The organism is Kitasatospora sp. NPDC023176, from assembly GCF_055560495.1.
On the sequence record NZ_JBVHIP010000003.1, the window covers coordinates 303,098 to 319,395 of the forward strand.

Here is a 16,298-nt window from a genome sequence, read left to right on the forward strand (position 1 = left end):
CAGCGCGTAGCGCGGCTGCCGTCAAGCCCGTCCGGATCCCGACCACAGCATGCCTGTATCAGTCGTTCATGCTCTTTCGGAGCATGCCGTGCTTGTCGTTCATCCTCTTTCAGAGCATGCCGCGCTTGTCGTTCATCCTCTTTCAGAGCATGCCGCGCTTGTCGTTCATCCTCTTTCAGAGCATGAAGTCGGGCACCCCGGCGGGCAGGATAAATCGGAACCGGGCCCCGCCGCCGGGCGCGCGGTCGACCCGGATGGAACCGCCGTGGGCCTCCACGATGCCCTTGACGATGTAGAGCCCGAGGCCGGTGCCACCGCGCTTGGAGCCCCGCCAGAAGCGGGTGAAGACGCGCGGCATCGACTCCTCGGGGATGCCGCTGCCTTCGTCGCTCACGGTGACCGCTGTGCCTTCCACGATGCGGGGAGGGGTGCCGGAGCGCTCCCAGACGGGCGCCTCGACGACCTCCTTGGCCGGTGCCACCTCGATGGTGACAGTTCCCTCGCCGTGCCGCACCGCGTTTTCCAGCAGGTTGGCCAGCACCTGGTCGACCTTGTCCGGGTCCGCCCAGAGCACGGTGAGCGGCTCGGTGATCCGGATGTCGAAGCGCTCTTCGGGGATGCCGGTGGCGACCTTGCGCTCGACGTGCCGGCGCACCGCGGCCGCCAGGTCGACCACCTGCTTGCGCAGCTCCAGCCGCCCGGCGTCGATCCGGGAGATGTCCAGCAGCTCGGCGATCAGCCGGGTGACCCGGTCGGCGTCGGCGTCCACCGTCTCCAGCATCAGCCGCTTCTGCCCGTCGGTGAACCGCTCCCACTTGGCCAGCAGCGTCGCCGTGAAGCCCTTGACGCTGGTCAGCGGGGAGCGCAGCTCGTGCGCGACGGTGGCGATCAGCTCGGCGTGGCTGCGCTCGGTGCGGCGCCGGGCCTCGGTGCCGCGCAGGGCGATCACCAGGCGCTCCAGCGGCCCCAGCGGCGCCGCCCGGACGTACCGGGCGGAGACCAGCACCTCGCGGCCGCCGGGCAGCAGCAGGTTGCGCTCGGGCTGCCGGGTGCGGATCGCCAGGCCGCCGTACGGGTCGGTCAGCTGCCACCAGCGGCGGCCGTCCAGGTCCTCCAGCGGCAGGACGTCCTCCAGCGCGAGGCCGATCGCGGCCGCCGGGAGCACGCCGGTGAGCCGGGCCGCGGCCCGGTTGAAGCAGACCACCCGGCCCAGCGCGTCGGCGACCACCAGGCCGTCCGGCAGGTCGTCCGGGTCGAGCTCTGGCCCGCTGCCGACCATGGGTTGCCTCCCCGATTACCCACCGTGCCGTTCCCCCCACCGAGGCAGACCCTAGCGCCTCGCAGGCCCCGGCAGTAGGGCTTGCAACGTGGTGATCCCGGCGCGCCCGGGCGCGTGTCAGCCGTTGGAGCGGCAGCCGCCGGGCGAACGCTGTGCCCGGGCGGAGGCGTACAGGCAGACGGCCGCGGCGGTGGCCAGGTTGAGGCTCTCCGCGTGGCCGTGGATCGGTACGCGCACGACCTCGTCGGTGAGCGCGCGGGTCTCCTCCGGGAGCCCCCAGGCCTCGTTGCCGAACAGCCACGCGCCGGGCGCGCCGAGGGTGCCCTCGTCGAGCTCGCGGTCCAGGTCGCGCTCCCCCGCGCCATCCGCGGCGAGCACCCGGATGCCGGCCGCGCGCAGCTGCCCGACCGCCTCCTCGACCGGCACGCCGACCGCCACCGGCAGGTGGAACAGGCTGCCGACGGAGGCCCGGACGGCCTTCGGGTTGTACAGGTCCACCGAGGCGTCGGTGAGCACCACGGCGTCCGCGCCGGCCGCGTCGGCGGTGCGCAGCACGGTGCCGGCGTTGCCGGGGTCGCGCACGTGGGCGAGGATCGCCACCAGCTTGGGCCCGGCCGCGAGCACCTCGGCGAACGGGGTGTCGATGAAGCGGCAGAGCGCCACGATCCCCTGCGGGGTCACCGTGTCGCAGATGTCGGCGATCACCTCGTCGGTGGCGGTCAGCACCGGCAGCCCCTCGGCCAGGGCGGCCTCGACGATGTCCGCGTGCCGCTCGGCGGCCTCCAGACCCACGTACACCTCGACCACGGCGTGCTCGGCCGTCCCCGGCAGCTGGCCGAACGCGATGGCCTCCCGGACGGCCTGCGGGCCCTCGGCCAGGAAGCGGCGCTCCTTGGTGCGCTGGTTCCGCTTGGCGAGCCGACGGGCGGCGACGACGCGCGGCGAGCGCAGGGAGGTGAGCAGGGGGGTCTCGGTGCTCGGCATGGTCTCGTTCTCTGTGGCGGGCGGCGCTGGGCAATGCAGAACCGGACCCGCAGGCGAGCCTGCGGGTCCGGTCAGAGCTCAACCGATCTCGGAAGATCAGGCGGCGTCGGCGGCGGCCTTCGGGGCGTTCACGTCGGCCGGCAGCGCCTTCTGGGCGACCTCGACCAGGGAGGCGAACGCACCCGGGTCGTTGACGGCCAGGTCGGCCAGCATCTTGCGGTCGATCTCGACGCTGGCGGCCTTCAGGCCCTGCACGAAGCGGTTGTAGGTGATGCCGTTGGCACGGGCCGCAGCGTTGATGCGCTGGATCCACAGCTGACGGAAGTCGCCCTTGCGCTTCTTGCGGTCGTTGAAGTTGTAGACCAGCGAGTGGGTGACCTGCTCCTTGGCCTTGCGGTACAGGCGCGAGCGCTGGCCACGGTAGCCGCTGGCGCGCTCCAGGATGACCCGGCGCTTCTTGTGGGCGTTCACTGCCCGCTTGACGCGTGCCACTTGATTACTCCTTGGGTTGGACCACGGACTACTTCACGTGGTCCGTCATTCGAATGGGTCGGGAAGGATCAGCTGCCCCGCACACGGCTCGCGCCGGGCGGGAGGGCGATCACTTGCCGAGAAGCTTCTTGATCTTCTTGGCGTCAGCGGGGGCCAGCTCGACCGTCCCGGCCAGCTTGCGGGTCAGCGTCGAGGGCTTGTGCTCCAGGAGGTGGCGGCGGCCGGCGCGCTCGCGCAGCACCTTGCCAGAGCCACTGATCTTGAAGCGCTTGCTGGCGCCACTGTGCGTCTTCTGCTTCGGCATTTCGCCGTATCTCCTCGTCAGTCCCGTCCACGCCCGCGCGACCTGCGCCGCGCGGGCGTGAACTGGATGGATCTGTGGTGACCGGGCGGGACGCCCTGTCACCCTGGGGGCCGACCCCGGACCGCCGTGAGCCTTGCGGCTCAGGCGCCCTGGGAAGCGGCCGGCTGCTCGACCGGGGCGTCGGCCTCGGCGGCCTCGACCTCGGCGGCGTCGGCCTCGGCGGCGTCGGCCTGGGCCGGGGCGTCGTGCGCCTCGGTCTCGGCCTCGTCGTCCACCAGGTCGTCGGCCAGCGCGTCGTCGTCCTCGGAGGCGGCGTCGGAACCGGGGGTCCGGCCCTGTCGCTCGGCCTTGCGGGCGTCCGCGATGGCGCGGGCCTCGGCCATCGCCTCGGTCTTCTTCTTGTGCGGGCCGAGAACCATGATCATGTTCCGGCCGTCCTGCTTCGGCGAGGACTCGATGAAGCCCAGGTCCTGGACGTCGTCGGCGAGCCGCTGCAGCAGACGGAAGCCCAGCTCGGGGCGGGACTGCTCACGACCGCGGAACATGATCGTGATCTTGACCTTGTCGCCCTGCTTGAGGAACCGGACGACGTGACCCTTCTTGGTGTCATAGTCGTGCGGGTCGATCTTCGGCCGGAGCTTCATCTCCTTGATGACCGTGTGCGCCTGGTTCTTGCGCGCCTCACGAGCCTTCATGGCCGACTCGTACTTGAACTTGCCGTAGTCCATGAGCTTGCACACCGGCGGCCGGGCGGTCGCCGCGACCTCGACCAGGTCGAGGTCGTACTCCTGTGCGAGCTCCAGCGCCTTGGCAAGCGGCACGATGCCGACCTGCTCGCCGCTGGGACCGACAAGTCGCACCTCCGGGACGCGAATCCGGTCGTTGATGCGGGGCTCGGTGCTGATGGGGCCTCCTCGGTTGCACCTTCTGCGATGCGGCCGTCGGACGGCGGTCGCACGTAGTGGACTCGACCACTGGGCGGGGCTTCATTCGTGCTGCGCTGCCCGATACCTCTCGGCACCGCCACACGAAAAAAGCCCCGCTCGGTACAAGCGGGGCTCCACACAACCGGGGGCTGCGTCCGGTGAGGGACGCTGCGGGCGACTCGGCGCCGTGGCGCCCGTCGCGGACCGGACCCGTCGACCGCGAGGCCGACCAGGTGGGAGACTTTCGCGGTTGCCCTCTCGGGCCTCCTCGCAGTGGAGCCTCCACTTGCTGGCCAGGTGCCCATGAGGGATCCCGGCCGGTCAGTCTCGAAGCTTACAGCGTCGCGCTGTCGAACGCCATTCCGCCCCGGCGTACTGCCCTCCCGGCGGCTTCCGGGCCCCTTGTACGCTCCACCTGTACCCACACCGCACGACGGAACGAGCCTCCCTTGAGCAGCGAGCCCACCCAGACCCCCGGCGCGGACGACGACGCGATCGGCTTCGACGACCTCACCCGGGACATCGCCGAGGTCCCGGCCGTCGAGGTGATCACCACCGTGGCGGTGCACCTGATGAGCGCCGCTGCGGTCAAGTGCGGCCTGGCCGAGGGCGGCGAGAAGGACAAGGACCTGGACGAGGCCCGCAAGCTGATCACCGCGCTCGCCGGACTGGTCACCGCCGGCGCACCGGAGATCAGCAACTTCCACGCGGCCCCGCTGCGGGACGGGCTGCGCTCGCTGCAGCTGGCCTTCCGCGAGGCCTCGCTCGTGCCGGACGCGCCGGGCACCGGGCCGGGCGAGAAGTTCACCGGGCCGGTCTACAGCTGAGACGGTCCGGCCGGGGCCTCCACATACGAAATTTCGTACCTGGAGGCCCTTCGTCGTGTCTACCGCCGGTACAGCGGCTCCCCCGGCAGCTGGGCGCCGGCCGGCAGCACCGCGAGGTCCAGCCCCCGGTCCAGCCGCACCCGCAGCACCGGGTCCCCGGCCACCGCCTGGCCGACCCGCTGCGCGGCCTCCTGCAGCCCCGGCTGGTCCAACGCCGGGTCGAACACCACCGCGAGCACCCCGTCCGAGTCCTCCGACGGCGCCAGCAGCCCGCTGACCACCTGCGGCTCGGCCGCCAGCAGTGCCCGGACCGCCTCCCGCACCTCCGGGTCCCGGACCGGCGGCAGGTAGGGGCGGTTCTCCGCCAGGGCCCGCAGCCGGGCACCGCTGAGCAGGAACGGCACCGGCCCGGCCGGGTCGATCAGCAGCGTGTCGGCGCGCTCGGAGAAGGCGACCATCGCGGCCTGCGGGGCCGCCGTCGGCGCCGGGCGGGCGTCGGCGCGCCAGCGGGTGAGCGTCTCCAGCGAGGTGAAGGCCGGCAGGGCGCGGCGCCCGTCCGGGGCCTCCAGGACCGGGACGGCCATGTCGCTGCTCTTGTCGTGCTTGTGCCCGTGCTCGTCCACCTCGACCTCGCCGAGGAGGGCCACGATCGGGACCATCAGCCGGGTCGGGGTCAGCGCCGCCAGCACCTCGGGCTCCACCGCGCGGTCCTGCGACCAGCGGGCCAGGGCCTCGGTGAGCGCCTGGTCCGCCGTGCCGTCGTCGTCGGAGAAGCCGGGATTCGGGATGCTCTTGCCGACGAACGCCGGGTTGGAGAAGTCTTTGCGGTCCACCCGGCCGACCCTATGCCACCGGGCCGCACCGGCCCGTATTTTCCCGCACCCGACCTCTACCCACCGGTAGCGCGCTGTGGCAGCCTGCGCGCATGGCCATCCTCGTCGCGCGCACCCCTGTCACGGACCGGCACCGGTACGACCGGGCCACCGCCCACCTGGACGGGCCGGTGGCCGTCGTGGACCTCACCGCCTTCGACGACAACGCCGCCGACCTGGTGCGCCGGGCGGGCGGCAAGCCGATCCGGGTGGCCAGCAAGTCGCTGCGCTGCCGGGCGCTGCTGGAACGGGCGCTGGCCATGGACGGCTTCCTCGGGGTGATGAGCTTCACCCTGGACGAGTCGCTCTGGCTGGCCCGTACGGGCGTGCGCGACGTCCTGCTCGCCTACCCGTCCACCGACCGCGCCGGCTACGCCGAGCTGACCGGGGACCAGGAGCTGGCCGGCCGGGTCACCGTCGTGCTGGACGACCCCGCCCAGCTGGACCTGATCGACAAGGCCCGCACCGGTGACGCCGAGGTGCGGGTCTGCCTGGAGCTGGACACCGCACTGCACCTGCTCGGCGGGCGGGTCCGGGTGGGCGCCCGGCGCTCGCCGCTGCGCACCCCGGAGGAGTTGGTCGGCTTCGCCGAACTCGTCCAGCGCCGCCCGGGCTTCCGGGTGGTCGGCCTGATGGCGTACGAGGGGCACGTCGCCGGGGTCGGCGACCGGGTGCCCGGGCGGCCGCTGCGCTCGCAGCTGATCCGGCTGATGCAGGCCAGGGCGCGGACCGAACTGGCCGAGCGGCGCGCGGCGGTGGTGCGGCGGCTGCGGCAGGTGGCCGAGCTGGAGTTCGTCAACGGTGGCGGCACCGGCAGTGTGGAGTCCACCGTGGCCGAGCGGGCCGTCACCGAGGTCGCCGCCGGGTCCGGGCTGTACCAGCCGCAGCTGTTCGACAACTACCGGGTGTTCCGGGGCCGTCCGGCCGCGCTGTTCGGCCAGCCGGTGGTGCGCCGCCCCGGCGTCGGGGTGGTCACGGTGCTCGGCGGCGGCTACCCGGCCTCCGGCGCGGCCGGGCCGGACCGCTCCCCGGTGCCCTACCTGCCGCCGGGGCTGCGGTACGACCCGATGGAGGGCGCGGGCGAGGTGCAGACCCCGCTGCTCGGCCCGGCCGCCGACGACCTGCTGATCGGCGACCGGGTCTGGTTCCGGCACGCCAAGGCGGGCGAGCTGTGCGAGCGCTTCGCCGAACTGCACCTGATCGAGGGGGACCGGATCGTGCGGACCGCGCCCACCTACCGGGGTGAGGGCAAGACGTACCTCTGACGGACCGCCACCCGGTGCCCTACCGTGGTACCGACACGACGAACCACGAGGGGGCGCCATGGAAGCGGAGATCGTGCAGCAGATGGTGACGTCGGGCGCCTCGTCACTGGCCGGGCTGATGGCCACCGCGGCCTGGCAGCAGGTCAGCTCGCGGGTCTCCCGGATGTTCGGGCGCGGCGAGGAGGACGAGGCGACCGGCGCCGAGCTGGAGGAGATCCGGGCCGAGGTGCTGGAGGCCGGCGACGACCGGGAAGCACTGGCGGACCAGACGGCCGTGCTGCGCGCCCGGCTGCGCCGGCTGTTCCGGGAGAACCCGGACGCGGTCGCCGAACTGCGGCACATCCTCGCGGAGTTCGCCCCCCAGGAGGCCACGCGGATCGGCTCCGTGCACAACGTGATCCGCGACTCGACGGTGAACAGCGACATCGTCATCCAGGCCGGCACCACGAACCAGCGGTTCTGACCTTTCCGGCGCCTTGAGCGGGCCCGATGGAACACCTGACCGGGGTGTCCCGTCGGGCCTTTGCGCTGCTCGGGATCCTACGGTCCGTCAACGACGGTACTGCTCCAGGCTATTGCCTTATGGTCCAGACCAATCCTACGCTCTGGCCGGGGGCCCGCGATCCGGGCCGGCGGCCCCCGAACGGGCAGGCGTGTCCGCTCCCCCACACCCGCCCGGAACGACGGCCAAGGAGTCCCCACCCCATGTCCATCAAGCGAACTGCCCTGTCCGTCGGCGTGGTCGGCGCTGCCGTCCTCGCGGTGGCCGCGACCACCGCGGGCACCGCCGCCGCCCACGGCACCATGACCGGCCCGGTCAGCCGGATCGCCGCCTGCTACGCCGAGGGCCCCGAGCACCCGGTGTCCCAGGTCTGCAAGGACCTCGTCGCCGCGAGCGGCACCCAGCCGCTGTACGACTGGAACGAGGTCAACATCGCCAACGCCAACGGCAACCACCAGGCGCTGATCCCGGACGGCAGGCTCTGCTCGGCCAACCGCGACAAGTACGCGGCCCTGGACTGGCCGCGCACCGACTGGCCGGCCACCCCGGTCAGCGCGGGCAGCTTCACCTTCCAGTTCCGCACCACCGCGCCGCACGTCGGCACCCAGACCGTCTACATCACCAAGCCCGGCTACGACCCCACCAAGCCGCTCAAGTGGTCGGACCTCGACCCGACCCCGGTCGCCCAGGTGCCAGTCGACCGCACCGCCACCAACGGGTACTACACCTACCCGGGCACCCTGCCGCAGCGCACCGGCCGCCAGCTGCTCTACATGATCTGGCAGCGCAGCGACAGCCCGGAGGCGTTCTACAGCTGCTCCGACGTCGACTTCGGCGGCGCCACCACGGCCGGCGCCCCGGCGGTCTCCTCGCTCGCCGCCCCGGCCGCGCCCAGCGACGCCCAGATCGCGGCCGACGCCCCCAAGTCCACGGTCGCCCACCACGGGCACGGCGGGGACCCGAACGCCCCGGCCGGCCGGCCGATCCCGACCACCTCCGCCGCCGTGGCCGGCACCTCGGCCACCGGCCCGCTGCTGCTCGCCGGCGCCGCCGCGCTCGGCGTCGGCTGGGCGGGCATGGTGCTCCGGCGCCGTCGCGTCGAGGCTGTTCGACGCGACTCCTGACGCCGGACGACGCGGGGCCGGGCCGGCCCACCCCCGTCCGGTCCGGTTCCGCGGCTCCCGGGCCCACGACGGACCCGCAGGACCCGACAGCGACGGCCCACCCGGGAGGGGTCCTCCCGGGTGGGCCGTCGCGCTGTGAGGAGCGGGGGGCTCAGGTGGTGGCGGTCCCGGAGCCGTCGGTTCCACCGGTGGAGCCGCCACCGGAACCGCCGGTGGAACCGGAACCACCACCGGGCCCGGAACCGCCGCCGGAGCCCGGCAGGCCGGGCATCCCGGGCACGCCCGGGACCTTGCCCTTGAAGTCGGCGATGCCCTTCACGATGGTGTCCATCACGGAGACGTCCGGCGCCTTGTCGGCGATGTCGAAGCCGAAGTGCACCGAGACCAGCGCCTTGCCGTCGGCGGACGGGAAGACCACGGTCTCCACGTAGCCGCTGTTGCCCTTGGCCGCGTCCACCTTCCAGCGGACCAGGTAGCCGTCCTGGCCGTTGACCTTCACGGCCTCGGACTTGAGCTCCTGGTGGCCGGTGACGTCGCCGTAGGAGTCCTTGACGGCCTGCGCGATGTCCGCCTTCGCCGCCGCCTGGGCGTCCGTGCCACCGCCGGTGATCCGGCCGGTGTTCACCCCGCCGAGGGTGCAGTTGTCGGTGCCGTCCGGGCACTTGTAGGCGCCGATGGTCAGCGCGGCGTAGCCGTTGTCGGTGGTGCCGGCCTGCCAGCCGGAGGGGGTGGGCAGGGTGAGCCCGTTCACGAGGTCGATCGCCTTGTTGGCGCCCGGCTTGGCCTTCCCGCTGCCATTGCCGTTGCCATTGCCGCCGCCACTGCCGTTGCCGCCACCACTACCTTGGCCGCCACCGTTGCCACCGTTGCCACCGCCGCCGAGGCCGGGGAAGCCGAACACCCCGCCGTCGTCGTTCGGCGCCGGATGGGTACGGGCGGCGCTGCGCTGCGGCTGGTTGTCGTGGCGGCCGTCCATCGCCAGGTAGGTGATCCCGGAGCCCGCGCCCAGGCCGAGCACGGCGGCGACCACGGTGGCCACGACCAGCTTGGACGGCTTGCGCCGGGCCTTGCCCGGCGGCCGGCCGGGCGCGCCGTAGGCGGTGCCGAAGGGCGGCGGCTCCGGGTAGCGGACCGTCGGGCCGCTGTCCAGGACCTCGCCCTCCAGCACGGTGGGCTGCTCGGCCGCTCCGTGCCCCGGAGCCGCGGCGGCCGGGGGCTCCGGCGGCGGGGCGTCCGAGGGTGCGGGCCGGGTGTCGGCCGTCCAGCCCTTGCCGTCCCACCAGCGTTGCGGTCTCGGGTCACTGGTGGTGTCCTTCGGGTCCGGGTACCACCCGGCGGGAATCTGCTCGCTCACAGCAAAGAATCTAAAGGTAGCCGGATAAACGCGAAATCAGCGCAGCCGGGAATTCCGGAGGTTTTCGATGAGATTACGGTGAGAAGCCCCGGCGGGCCGGGGGCCCGGCCCTACAACGGGGTGACGTACGCCCCGGAGATGCCGCCGTCCACCAGGAACTCGCTCGCGGTGATGAACGAGGAGTCGTCGCTGGCCAGGAAGGCCACCGCGGCCGCGATCTCCTCGGCCCGGGCGAACCGGCCGAGCGGGATGTGCACCAGCCGACGGGCCGCCCGCTCCGGGTCCTTGGCGAACAGCTCGCGCAGCAGCGGGGTGTCCACCGGTCCGGGCGACAGCGCGTTCACCCGGATCCCCTCCCGGGCGAACTGCACGCCCAGTTCCCGGGACATCGCCAGCACCCCGCCCTTGGAGGCGGTGTACGAGATCTGCGAGGTGGCGGCGCCCATCCGGGCCACGAAGCTGGCGGTGTTGATGATCGAGCCGCGCCCGTGCCGGCGCATGTACGGCAGCGCGGCCTTGCAGCACAGGTAGACCGAGGTCAGGTTGACCTCCTGGACCTTGCGCCAGGCGTCCAGTTCGGTGGTCAGGATCGAGTCGTCCTCCGGCGGCGAGATGCCGGCGTTGTTGAAGGCGACGTCCACGCTGCCGTAGGTCTCGTACGCCTCGTCGAACAGCGCCTCGACCATGTACGGGTCGGTGACGTCGGTGTGCACGAACAGCCCGCCGACCTCCTTGGCGGCCGCCCGTCCGGTCTGCTCGTCCAGGTCCGCGCAGACCACCTTCGCGCCCTCGGAGGAGAGCCGGCGGGCGGCGGCCAGACCGATCCCGCTGCCCGCGCCGGTGACCACGGCGGTACGGCCGACCAGGCGGCGGCAGACGATGTCGTCCTGCTCGGTCATGGACTGTCACTCCTCGCTGTGGATGAAGACGTTCTTGGTCTCGGTGAAGTGACGCAGCGCGTCCGGCCCCAGCTCGCGGCCCACCCCCGACTCGCCGAAGCCGCCGAAGGGCGTCCAGTAGCGCACCGAGGAGTGCGAGTTGACGGACAGGTTGCCCGCCCGTACGCCCCGGGCCAGGCGCAGCGCCCGGCCGACGTCCCTGGTCCAGATCGAGCCGGACAGGCCGTAGCGGGTGGCGTTGGCCAGCCGCAGCGCGTCGGCCTCGTCGGTGAACGGCAGGACGGCGGCGACCGGGCCGAAGATCTCCTCGGTGACCGCCGGGACCGCCCGGTCGGCGGGCGCCAGCACCGTCGGCGGGTACCAGTAGCCGGGCCCGTCCGGCACCTCGCCCCGGGCCAGCACCGGGAGGTCGGGGGTGACGTAGGAGGCGACCCGGCGGACCTGGGCGGCCGAGATCAGCGGGCCCAGCTGGGTGGCCGGGTCGCTCGGGTCGCCGGTGCGCAGCGCCTCGACGGCGGGCACCAGCAGCGCCAGGAAGTCGTCGTAGACCTCGCGCTGGACCAGGATGCGGCTGCGGGCGCAGCAGTCCTGGCCGCTGTTGTCGGCGAAGGACATCGGATCGGCGGCGCGGGCCAGGTCGGCGTCCGCGAAGACGATGCTGGGGCTCTTGCCGCCGAGCTCCAGGGTGACCCGCTTGACCCGGGCCGCGCAGCGGGCGGCGACCTCCTTGCCGACCACGGTCGACCCGGTGAAGACGATCTTGCGTACCGCCGGGTGGTCGACCAGCGCCCGCCCGGTGGTGCCGCCGGCCCCCGGGACCACCTGGAACAGCCCCTCGGGAAGCCCTGCGGCGAGTGCCAGTTCGGCCAGCCGCAGCGCGGTCAGCGGAGTCGCCTCAGCGGGCTTGAGGAGCACCGCGTTGCCGGCCGCCAGGGCCGGGGCGAAGCCCCAGGCGGCGATCGGCATCGGGAAGTTCCACGGCGCGATCACCCCGACCACGCCGATCGGCTCCTGGAAGGTCACGTCCAGGCCCGTGGACACCGGGATCTGGTACCCGGTCAGCCGTTCCACTCCCCCGGCCGCGTACTCCAGCAGGTCCCGGACGTTGCCGGCCTCCCAGCGGGCGTTGCCGAGGGTGTGCCCGGCCTCGCGCACCTCCAGCGCGGCCAGCTCCGGGACGTGCACCTCGACCTGGTCGGCGAACCGGCGCAGCAGCCGGGCCCGGTCGCCGGGCGCCAGCGCCGCCCAGCCCGCCTGGGCCTTCATCGCCCGCTGGACGGCAGCGTCCAACTGCGCGGCGGTGGTGTCCGGGACGGTGGCGAGCAGCTCGCCGGTGGCGGGGTTGCGCACCTCGCTGGTGGTCGTCGGGTCGGTCACGGGAATCGGCTGGGTCACGGGAGTCGGGTCGGTCACGCGAGTCGGCTGGGTCATGGCTCACATCCGTTCGAAGGATCGGTAGCGCTCCCAGTCGGTGACGGCGCCGTCGTAGGCGGCCTGCTCGACCCGGGCCATGTTCAGGTAGTGGTCGACCACGTCGTCCCCGAAGGCCGTCCGGGCCAGCTCGCTCTCCGCCCACAAGTCGGCCGCCTCGCGCAGCGATCCGGGCACCCGGGCGTACTCCTCCGCCGCGTAGGCGTTGCCCAGGCAGGGCGTCGGCAGGTCGAGTTTGCGCTGCAGCCCGTACAGGCCGGCCGCGATCATCCCGGCCACCGCGAGGTACGGGTTGACGTCGCCGCCGGGCACCCGGTTCTCCATCCGCAGCCCCGCGCCGTGGCCGACCACCCGGTAGGCGCAGGTGCGGTTGTCCCGGCCCCAGGCGACGGCTGTCGGGGCGAAGGAGCCCGGGCGGTAGCGCTTGTAGGAGTTGATGTTCGGCGCGTACAGCACGCTGAACTCGCGCAGGGCGACGAGCTGCCCGGCCAGGAAGTGCCGCATGGTGTCGGTCATCCGGCCGTCCCGGTCGGCGAAGGCGGGCGCGCCGACGGCGTCGCGCAGCGACAGGTGGATGTGGCAGCTGTTGCCCTCGCGCTCGTCGTACTTGGCCATGAAGGTGAGCGCGCAGCCCTGTTGGGCGGCGATCTCCTTGGCGCCGGTCTTGTAGACGCTGTGCTGGTCGCAGGTGGTGAGGGCGTCGGAGTAGCGGAACGCGATCTCGTGCTGGCCCAGGTTGCACTCGCCCTTGGCGGACTCCACGGTCAGCCCCGCACCGGCCATCTCGTTGCGGATCCGGGAGAGCAGCGGCTCGACCCGGGCGGTGCCCAGCATCGAGTAGTCCACGTTGTAGAGGTTCGCCGGGGTCAGCCCGCGGTAACCGCCCAGCCAGGCCTGCTCGTAGGTGTCGCGGAAGACCAGGAACTCCAGCTCGGTGCCGATGTCCGCGGCCAGCCCGTACTCGGCGAGCCGGGCGATCTGGCGGCGCAGCAGCTGGCGCGGGGCCGCGTCCACCGGGTGGCCGCCGTGCCGGGCCAGGTCGGCGGTGACCTGGGCGGTGCCGGGCTGCCAGGGGGTCAGCCGCAGGGTGCCGAGGTCGGGGCGCATCGCGAAGTCGCCGTAGCCGGTGGCCCAGGAGGAGAAGGCGTAGCCGTCCACGGTGTTCAGGTCGACGTCCACGGCCAGCAGGTAGTCGCAGGCCTCGGCGCCGTTCTCCGCCACCTCGTCGAGGAAGAAGCGGGCGGCGAACCGTTTGCCCTGCAGTCTGCCCTGCATGTCGGTGAAGGAGAGCGCGACGGTGTGCACCTCACCCGCGTCCACCAGGGTGCGCAGCTCGTCCAGGGTCAGTGGCGGCCGGGGCCGCGAACCCGCGGGGGCGTTCTCGGGCATGGCGTTCTCGGGCATGCCGAAACCCTCCTCCTCGATCACTCTTCGAGATCAAGCGGTCACAGCGAACCGTACGGCCTGCGGCTCACGGCACGGAAGAGGGCGGACGGGTGTGGCGCGCCGAGACGCTTGGTTGACGGGGTATCAGGCGGTGCGGGAGGAGAATGCCCGCCATGGATCGCAGGCCTTTCATCGGCGTCAGCACCTACCTGGTGGACGCGAGTTGGAGCGACTGGCGGGGTCGTCGCGTCGCCCTGGTGCCGGAGCGGTACACCGCGTACGTCCAGGACTCCGGCGGCATCGCCGTCCTCCTGCCGCCCGACGCCCCCGAACGCGCAGCCGAGGTGCTCGCCCGGCTCGACGCCCTCGTCATCGCCGGCGGACCGGACATCGACCCGGCCTACTACGGGCAGCCGGCCCACCCGTTGACGGACGTCGACTCCCCGGAACGCGACGTCTGGGAGGTCGCCCTGCTGCGCGGCGCCCTGGCGGCGGGCATGCCGGTGCTGGGGATCTGCCGGGGCATGCAGGTGCTGAACGTGGTCTGCGGCGGGACGCTGGTGCAGCACCTGCCGGACGTGCTGGACGTGGACGTGCACGCCGGTTCGCCGGGGTGCTACGGCGCCCACCTGGTCCGGCCGGTGCCCGGCACCCTGCTCGGCGGCCTCCTCCCGGAGACCGAGCTGGAGGTGCCCACCTTCCACCACCAGGCCGTCGACCGCCTCGGCGCCGGCCTGCGCGTCAGCGCCCTCGCCCCGGACGGCACGGTGGAGGCCGTCGAGGGCCCCGGCTTCACCATCGGCGTCCAGTGGCACCCCGAACAGGGCACCGACCTCCGCGTCATGCAGGCCCTCGTCCGCGCCGCCACCGCCGCCTCCCTGGACGCGGTCGCCCTGCACTGAGCCGTGGCGCTGCCCCTCCGCGGGGAGGCGTGCAGATAGCCCCGGAGGCGGCGGCGTGCCGGTCCTCCTCGGCGGTCCACCGGTGCGGCCAGGCACCCCGGGCGCCGCCCCGGGAGGCCCGGCTGCCGATGGTCCAGTGGCAGCCCGGCAGGCTGTCCTCGGCCGGCAGGTTGACGACCAGGGCGGAGCGCACGGCGGGTGCGAGCGCGGACTACTCGGGCCGCCAGGGCTCGCCGCCCAGCGGGCCGTCGAAGTCCCGGCCGAGGCCCCGGGGGACGCACCGGTGCGGGAACCACTCACGCGCCACCATGAGGTGACGATACGTCAACTCCGCTGTTTTGACGCCGAGTTCGGAGAGCCAGCGGACGGAGTCCGCGGTAGCGATCTGCACGGGCCATGATCGTCGCGGACCGGCGCGAGGCTGCGCAAGCCGGCTCCACCCGCCGGGTGACGGAGACACCCGGATTCACCAGGGTCCATGCCGGAGGCATCGGGGCTACGCCGTCCGGAGGAGCCCTTCATCGGCAACGACAACGGTCACCAGTACAGCCTTTGGATCTTTGTCGATTCTGCGGTTCACTTCGAGTGCGGGGCGATCGCACCCCGTCACCACTCACCCGTGCGTCCAGAGAGGACTTCGATGGCCGGGCACGAGCACTCCCACGATGATCATGCGCATGACCACCAGAGCTCGCAGGGCCTCGGCCATGGCGGTCACGGTGGCCACGCGCACGGCCACGGGGGCCACGGCGGGCACTCCCACGGCGTCGCCGCCGACGCCGACCGCCGCTGGCTGGTCAGCGCCCTCACCCTGATCGTCGTCTTCATGGCCGGTGAGGTCGTGGTCGGCTTCGCCGCCCAGTCACTGGCCCTGATCTCCGACGCGGCGCACATGCTCACCGACGCTGCCTCGATCGTGCTGGCCCTGATCGCCATGCGGCTCTCCGCCCGCCCGGCCCGCGGCGGCTACACCTACGGGCTCAAGCGCGCCGAGATCCTCTCCGCGCAGGCCAACGGCGTCACCCTGCTCGTCCTGTCCGCCTGGCTGGGCTACGAGGCGGTCACCCGGCTGATCACGCCGCCCGAGGTCACCGGTTCGCTCGTGCTGGTCACCGCGCTGATCGGGATCGTGGTCAACCTGGCCGCCGCCTGGTGCATGTCGAAGGCCAACCGCAGCTCGCTGAACGTCGAGGGCGCCTTCCAGCACGTACTCACCGACCTGTACGCCTTCATCGCCACCGCCGTGGCCGGCGCGGTCATGCTGACCACCGGCTTCGCCCGGGCCGACGCGATCGCCTCGCTGATCGTGGTCGCGCTGATGCTCAAGGCGGGCATCGGCCTGGTCCGGGCCTCCGGACGGATCTTCCTGGAAGCCGCCCCCGCCGGGATCGACCCGAACGCGGTGGCCGACCGGCTGGTCACCGAGCCGCTGGTCGAGGAGATCCACGACCTGCACATCTGGGAGATCACCTCCAACCAGCCCGCCCTGTCGGCGCACATCCTGGTCACCCCCGGCGGCGACTGCCACGCCGTCCGGCGCGAACTGCAGCGCCGGCTGGCGAAGGAGTACGGCATCACCCACAGCACCCTCCAGGTCGACCACGTCGGCGAGGACGAGGCGGGCGCGCTGCTGCAGATCGCCGGCCCCGGCGAGCCGGCCGCCGAACACTGCGCCGACGCCCACGGCCCCGTGCACCGCGCCGGCCCGCACGAGCACTGAGGCCGCCTTCCGTCGTCGCGGTGCGGCATGA

The 16,298-nt window shown here is 72.8% G+C and carries 17 protein-coding genes; 6 read left to right on the forward strand and 11 right to left on the reverse strand.

From position 1 onward, the window contains the following. Positions 1 to 175: 175 nt before the first annotated feature. The 5 genes from ACZ3YL_RS07380 to infC all read right to left on the reverse strand — a co-directional run bounded on the left by ACZ3YL_RS07380 (position 176) and on the right by infC (position 3,964). A complete protein-coding gene (locus ACZ3YL_RS07380) occupies positions 176 to 1,279 on the reverse strand; it encodes a sensor histidine kinase (protein ID WP_188309649.1) in 1,104 nt (367 codons plus the stop codon). Between the two features lie 117 nt (positions 1,280 to 1,396). Beyond that, positions 1,397 to 2,263 (reverse strand): TrmH family RNA methyltransferase, encoded by an 867-nt coding sequence (locus ACZ3YL_RS07385; protein WP_465656038.1) that lies wholly within the window; start codon positions 2,261 to 2,263, stop codon positions 1,397 to 1,399. Positions 2,264 to 2,359: 96 nt separating this feature from the next. Further along, positions 2,360 to 2,755, reverse strand: coding sequence for a 50S ribosomal protein L20 (rplT, locus tag ACZ3YL_RS07390; RefSeq protein WP_030055649.1), 396 nt, complete (start codon positions 2,753 to 2,755; stop codon positions 2,360 to 2,362). 109 nt (positions 2,756 to 2,864) lie between these two features. Next, complete coding sequence (rpmI, locus tag ACZ3YL_RS07395) at positions 2,865 to 3,059, reverse strand: 50S ribosomal protein L35 (RefSeq protein WP_030055648.1); 195 nt, start codon at positions 3,057 to 3,059, stop codon at positions 2,865 to 2,867. 140 nt (positions 3,060 to 3,199) lie between these two features. Next, positions 3,200 to 3,964 carry a translation initiation factor IF-3 gene (infC, locus tag ACZ3YL_RS07400; protein WP_317621498.1) on the reverse strand — a complete coding sequence of 255 codons (765 nt, stop codon included), beginning with the start codon at positions 3,962 to 3,964 and terminating at the stop codon, positions 3,200 to 3,202. A gap of 470 nt (positions 3,965 to 4,434) precedes the next feature. Here infC and ACZ3YL_RS07405 point away from each other — a divergent pair, with 470 nt between their 5' ends. Beyond that, a complete protein-coding gene (locus ACZ3YL_RS07405; RefSeq protein ID WP_188309647.1) occupies positions 4,435 to 4,812 on the forward strand; it encodes a DUF1844 domain-containing protein in 378 nt (125 codons plus the stop codon). Between the two features lie 59 nt (positions 4,813 to 4,871). Here ACZ3YL_RS07405 and ACZ3YL_RS07410 read toward each other — a convergent pair whose 3' ends face one another. Next, positions 4,872 to 5,645 carry an SseB family protein gene (locus ACZ3YL_RS07410; RefSeq protein ID WP_317621497.1) on the reverse strand — a complete coding sequence of 258 codons (774 nt, stop codon included), beginning with the start codon at positions 5,643 to 5,645 and terminating at the stop codon, positions 4,872 to 4,874. A gap of 92 nt (positions 5,646 to 5,737) precedes the next feature. Here ACZ3YL_RS07410 and ACZ3YL_RS07415 point away from each other — a divergent pair, with 92 nt between their 5' ends. The 3 genes from ACZ3YL_RS07415 (at position 5,738) to ACZ3YL_RS07425 (ending at position 8,575) form a co-directional block, all read left to right on the forward strand. Continuing rightward, positions 5,738 to 6,949 carry an alanine racemase gene (locus ACZ3YL_RS07415; protein ID WP_188309646.1) on the forward strand — a complete coding sequence of 404 codons (1,212 nt, stop codon included), beginning with the start codon at positions 5,738 to 5,740 and terminating at the stop codon, positions 6,947 to 6,949. 58 nt (positions 6,950 to 7,007) lie between these two features. Continuing rightward, entirely contained in the window at positions 7,008 to 7,412 is a 405-nt protein-coding gene (locus tag ACZ3YL_RS07420) for a hypothetical protein (protein WP_465656041.1), read from the forward strand. A 242-nt stretch (positions 7,413 to 7,654) separates the two neighbouring features. After that, positions 7,655 to 8,575 carry a lytic polysaccharide monooxygenase auxiliary activity family 9 protein gene (locus ACZ3YL_RS07425; RefSeq protein WP_188309644.1) on the forward strand — a complete coding sequence of 307 codons (921 nt, stop codon included), beginning with the start codon at positions 7,655 to 7,657 and terminating at the stop codon, positions 8,573 to 8,575. A 151-nt stretch (positions 8,576 to 8,726) separates the two neighbouring features. On the opposite strand, the gene ACZ3YL_RS07430 is transcribed toward ACZ3YL_RS07425, so the two are convergent. The 4 genes from ACZ3YL_RS07430 to ACZ3YL_RS07445 all read right to left on the reverse strand — a co-directional run bounded on the left by ACZ3YL_RS07430 (position 8,727) and on the right by ACZ3YL_RS07445 (position 13,663). Further along, positions 8,727 to 9,929 (reverse strand): DUF2510 domain-containing protein, encoded by a 1,203-nt coding sequence (locus ACZ3YL_RS07430; protein ID WP_465656046.1) that lies wholly within the window; start codon positions 9,927 to 9,929, stop codon positions 8,727 to 8,729. Between the two features lie 110 nt (positions 9,930 to 10,039). Continuing rightward, positions 10,040 to 10,828: a 3-oxoacyl-ACP reductase gene (locus ACZ3YL_RS07435; RefSeq protein ID WP_188309642.1), complete on the reverse strand. Its 789-nt coding sequence runs from the start codon at positions 10,826 to 10,828 to the stop codon at positions 10,040 to 10,042. A gap of 6 nt (positions 10,829 to 10,834) precedes the next feature. Continuing rightward, positions 10,835 to 12,205: an aldehyde dehydrogenase family protein gene (locus ACZ3YL_RS07440; RefSeq protein WP_317621496.1), complete on the reverse strand. Its 1,371-nt coding sequence runs from the start codon at positions 12,203 to 12,205 to the stop codon at positions 10,835 to 10,837. 57 nt (positions 12,206 to 12,262) lie between these two features. Continuing rightward, positions 12,263 to 13,663 (reverse strand): glutamine synthetase family protein, encoded by a 1,401-nt coding sequence (locus ACZ3YL_RS07445; protein ID WP_317621495.1) that lies wholly within the window; start codon positions 13,661 to 13,663, stop codon positions 12,263 to 12,265. Positions 13,664 to 13,818: 155 nt separating this feature from the next. On the opposite strand from ACZ3YL_RS07445, the gene ACZ3YL_RS07450 reads away from it, so the two are divergent. Next, entirely contained in the window at positions 13,819 to 14,547 is a 729-nt protein-coding gene (locus ACZ3YL_RS07450) for a gamma-glutamyl-gamma-aminobutyrate hydrolase family protein (RefSeq protein WP_188309640.1), read from the forward strand. Positions 14,548 to 14,758: 211 nt separating this feature from the next. On the opposite strand, the gene ACZ3YL_RS07455 is transcribed toward ACZ3YL_RS07450, so the two are convergent. Beyond that, positions 14,759 to 14,938, reverse strand: a complete 180-nt coding sequence (locus tag ACZ3YL_RS07455) for a hypothetical protein (RefSeq protein ID WP_465656051.1) — start codon at positions 14,936 to 14,938, stop codon at positions 14,759 to 14,761. Between the two features lie 249 nt (positions 14,939 to 15,187). Here ACZ3YL_RS07455 and ACZ3YL_RS07460 point away from each other — a divergent pair, with 249 nt between their 5' ends. Continuing rightward, on the forward strand, positions 15,188 to 16,267 hold the full coding sequence (locus ACZ3YL_RS07460; RefSeq protein WP_188309639.1) for a cation diffusion facilitator family transporter: 1,080 nt from the start codon (positions 15,188 to 15,190) through the stop codon (positions 16,265 to 16,267). The last annotated feature ends 31 nt before the right edge of the window (positions 16,268 to 16,298 follow it).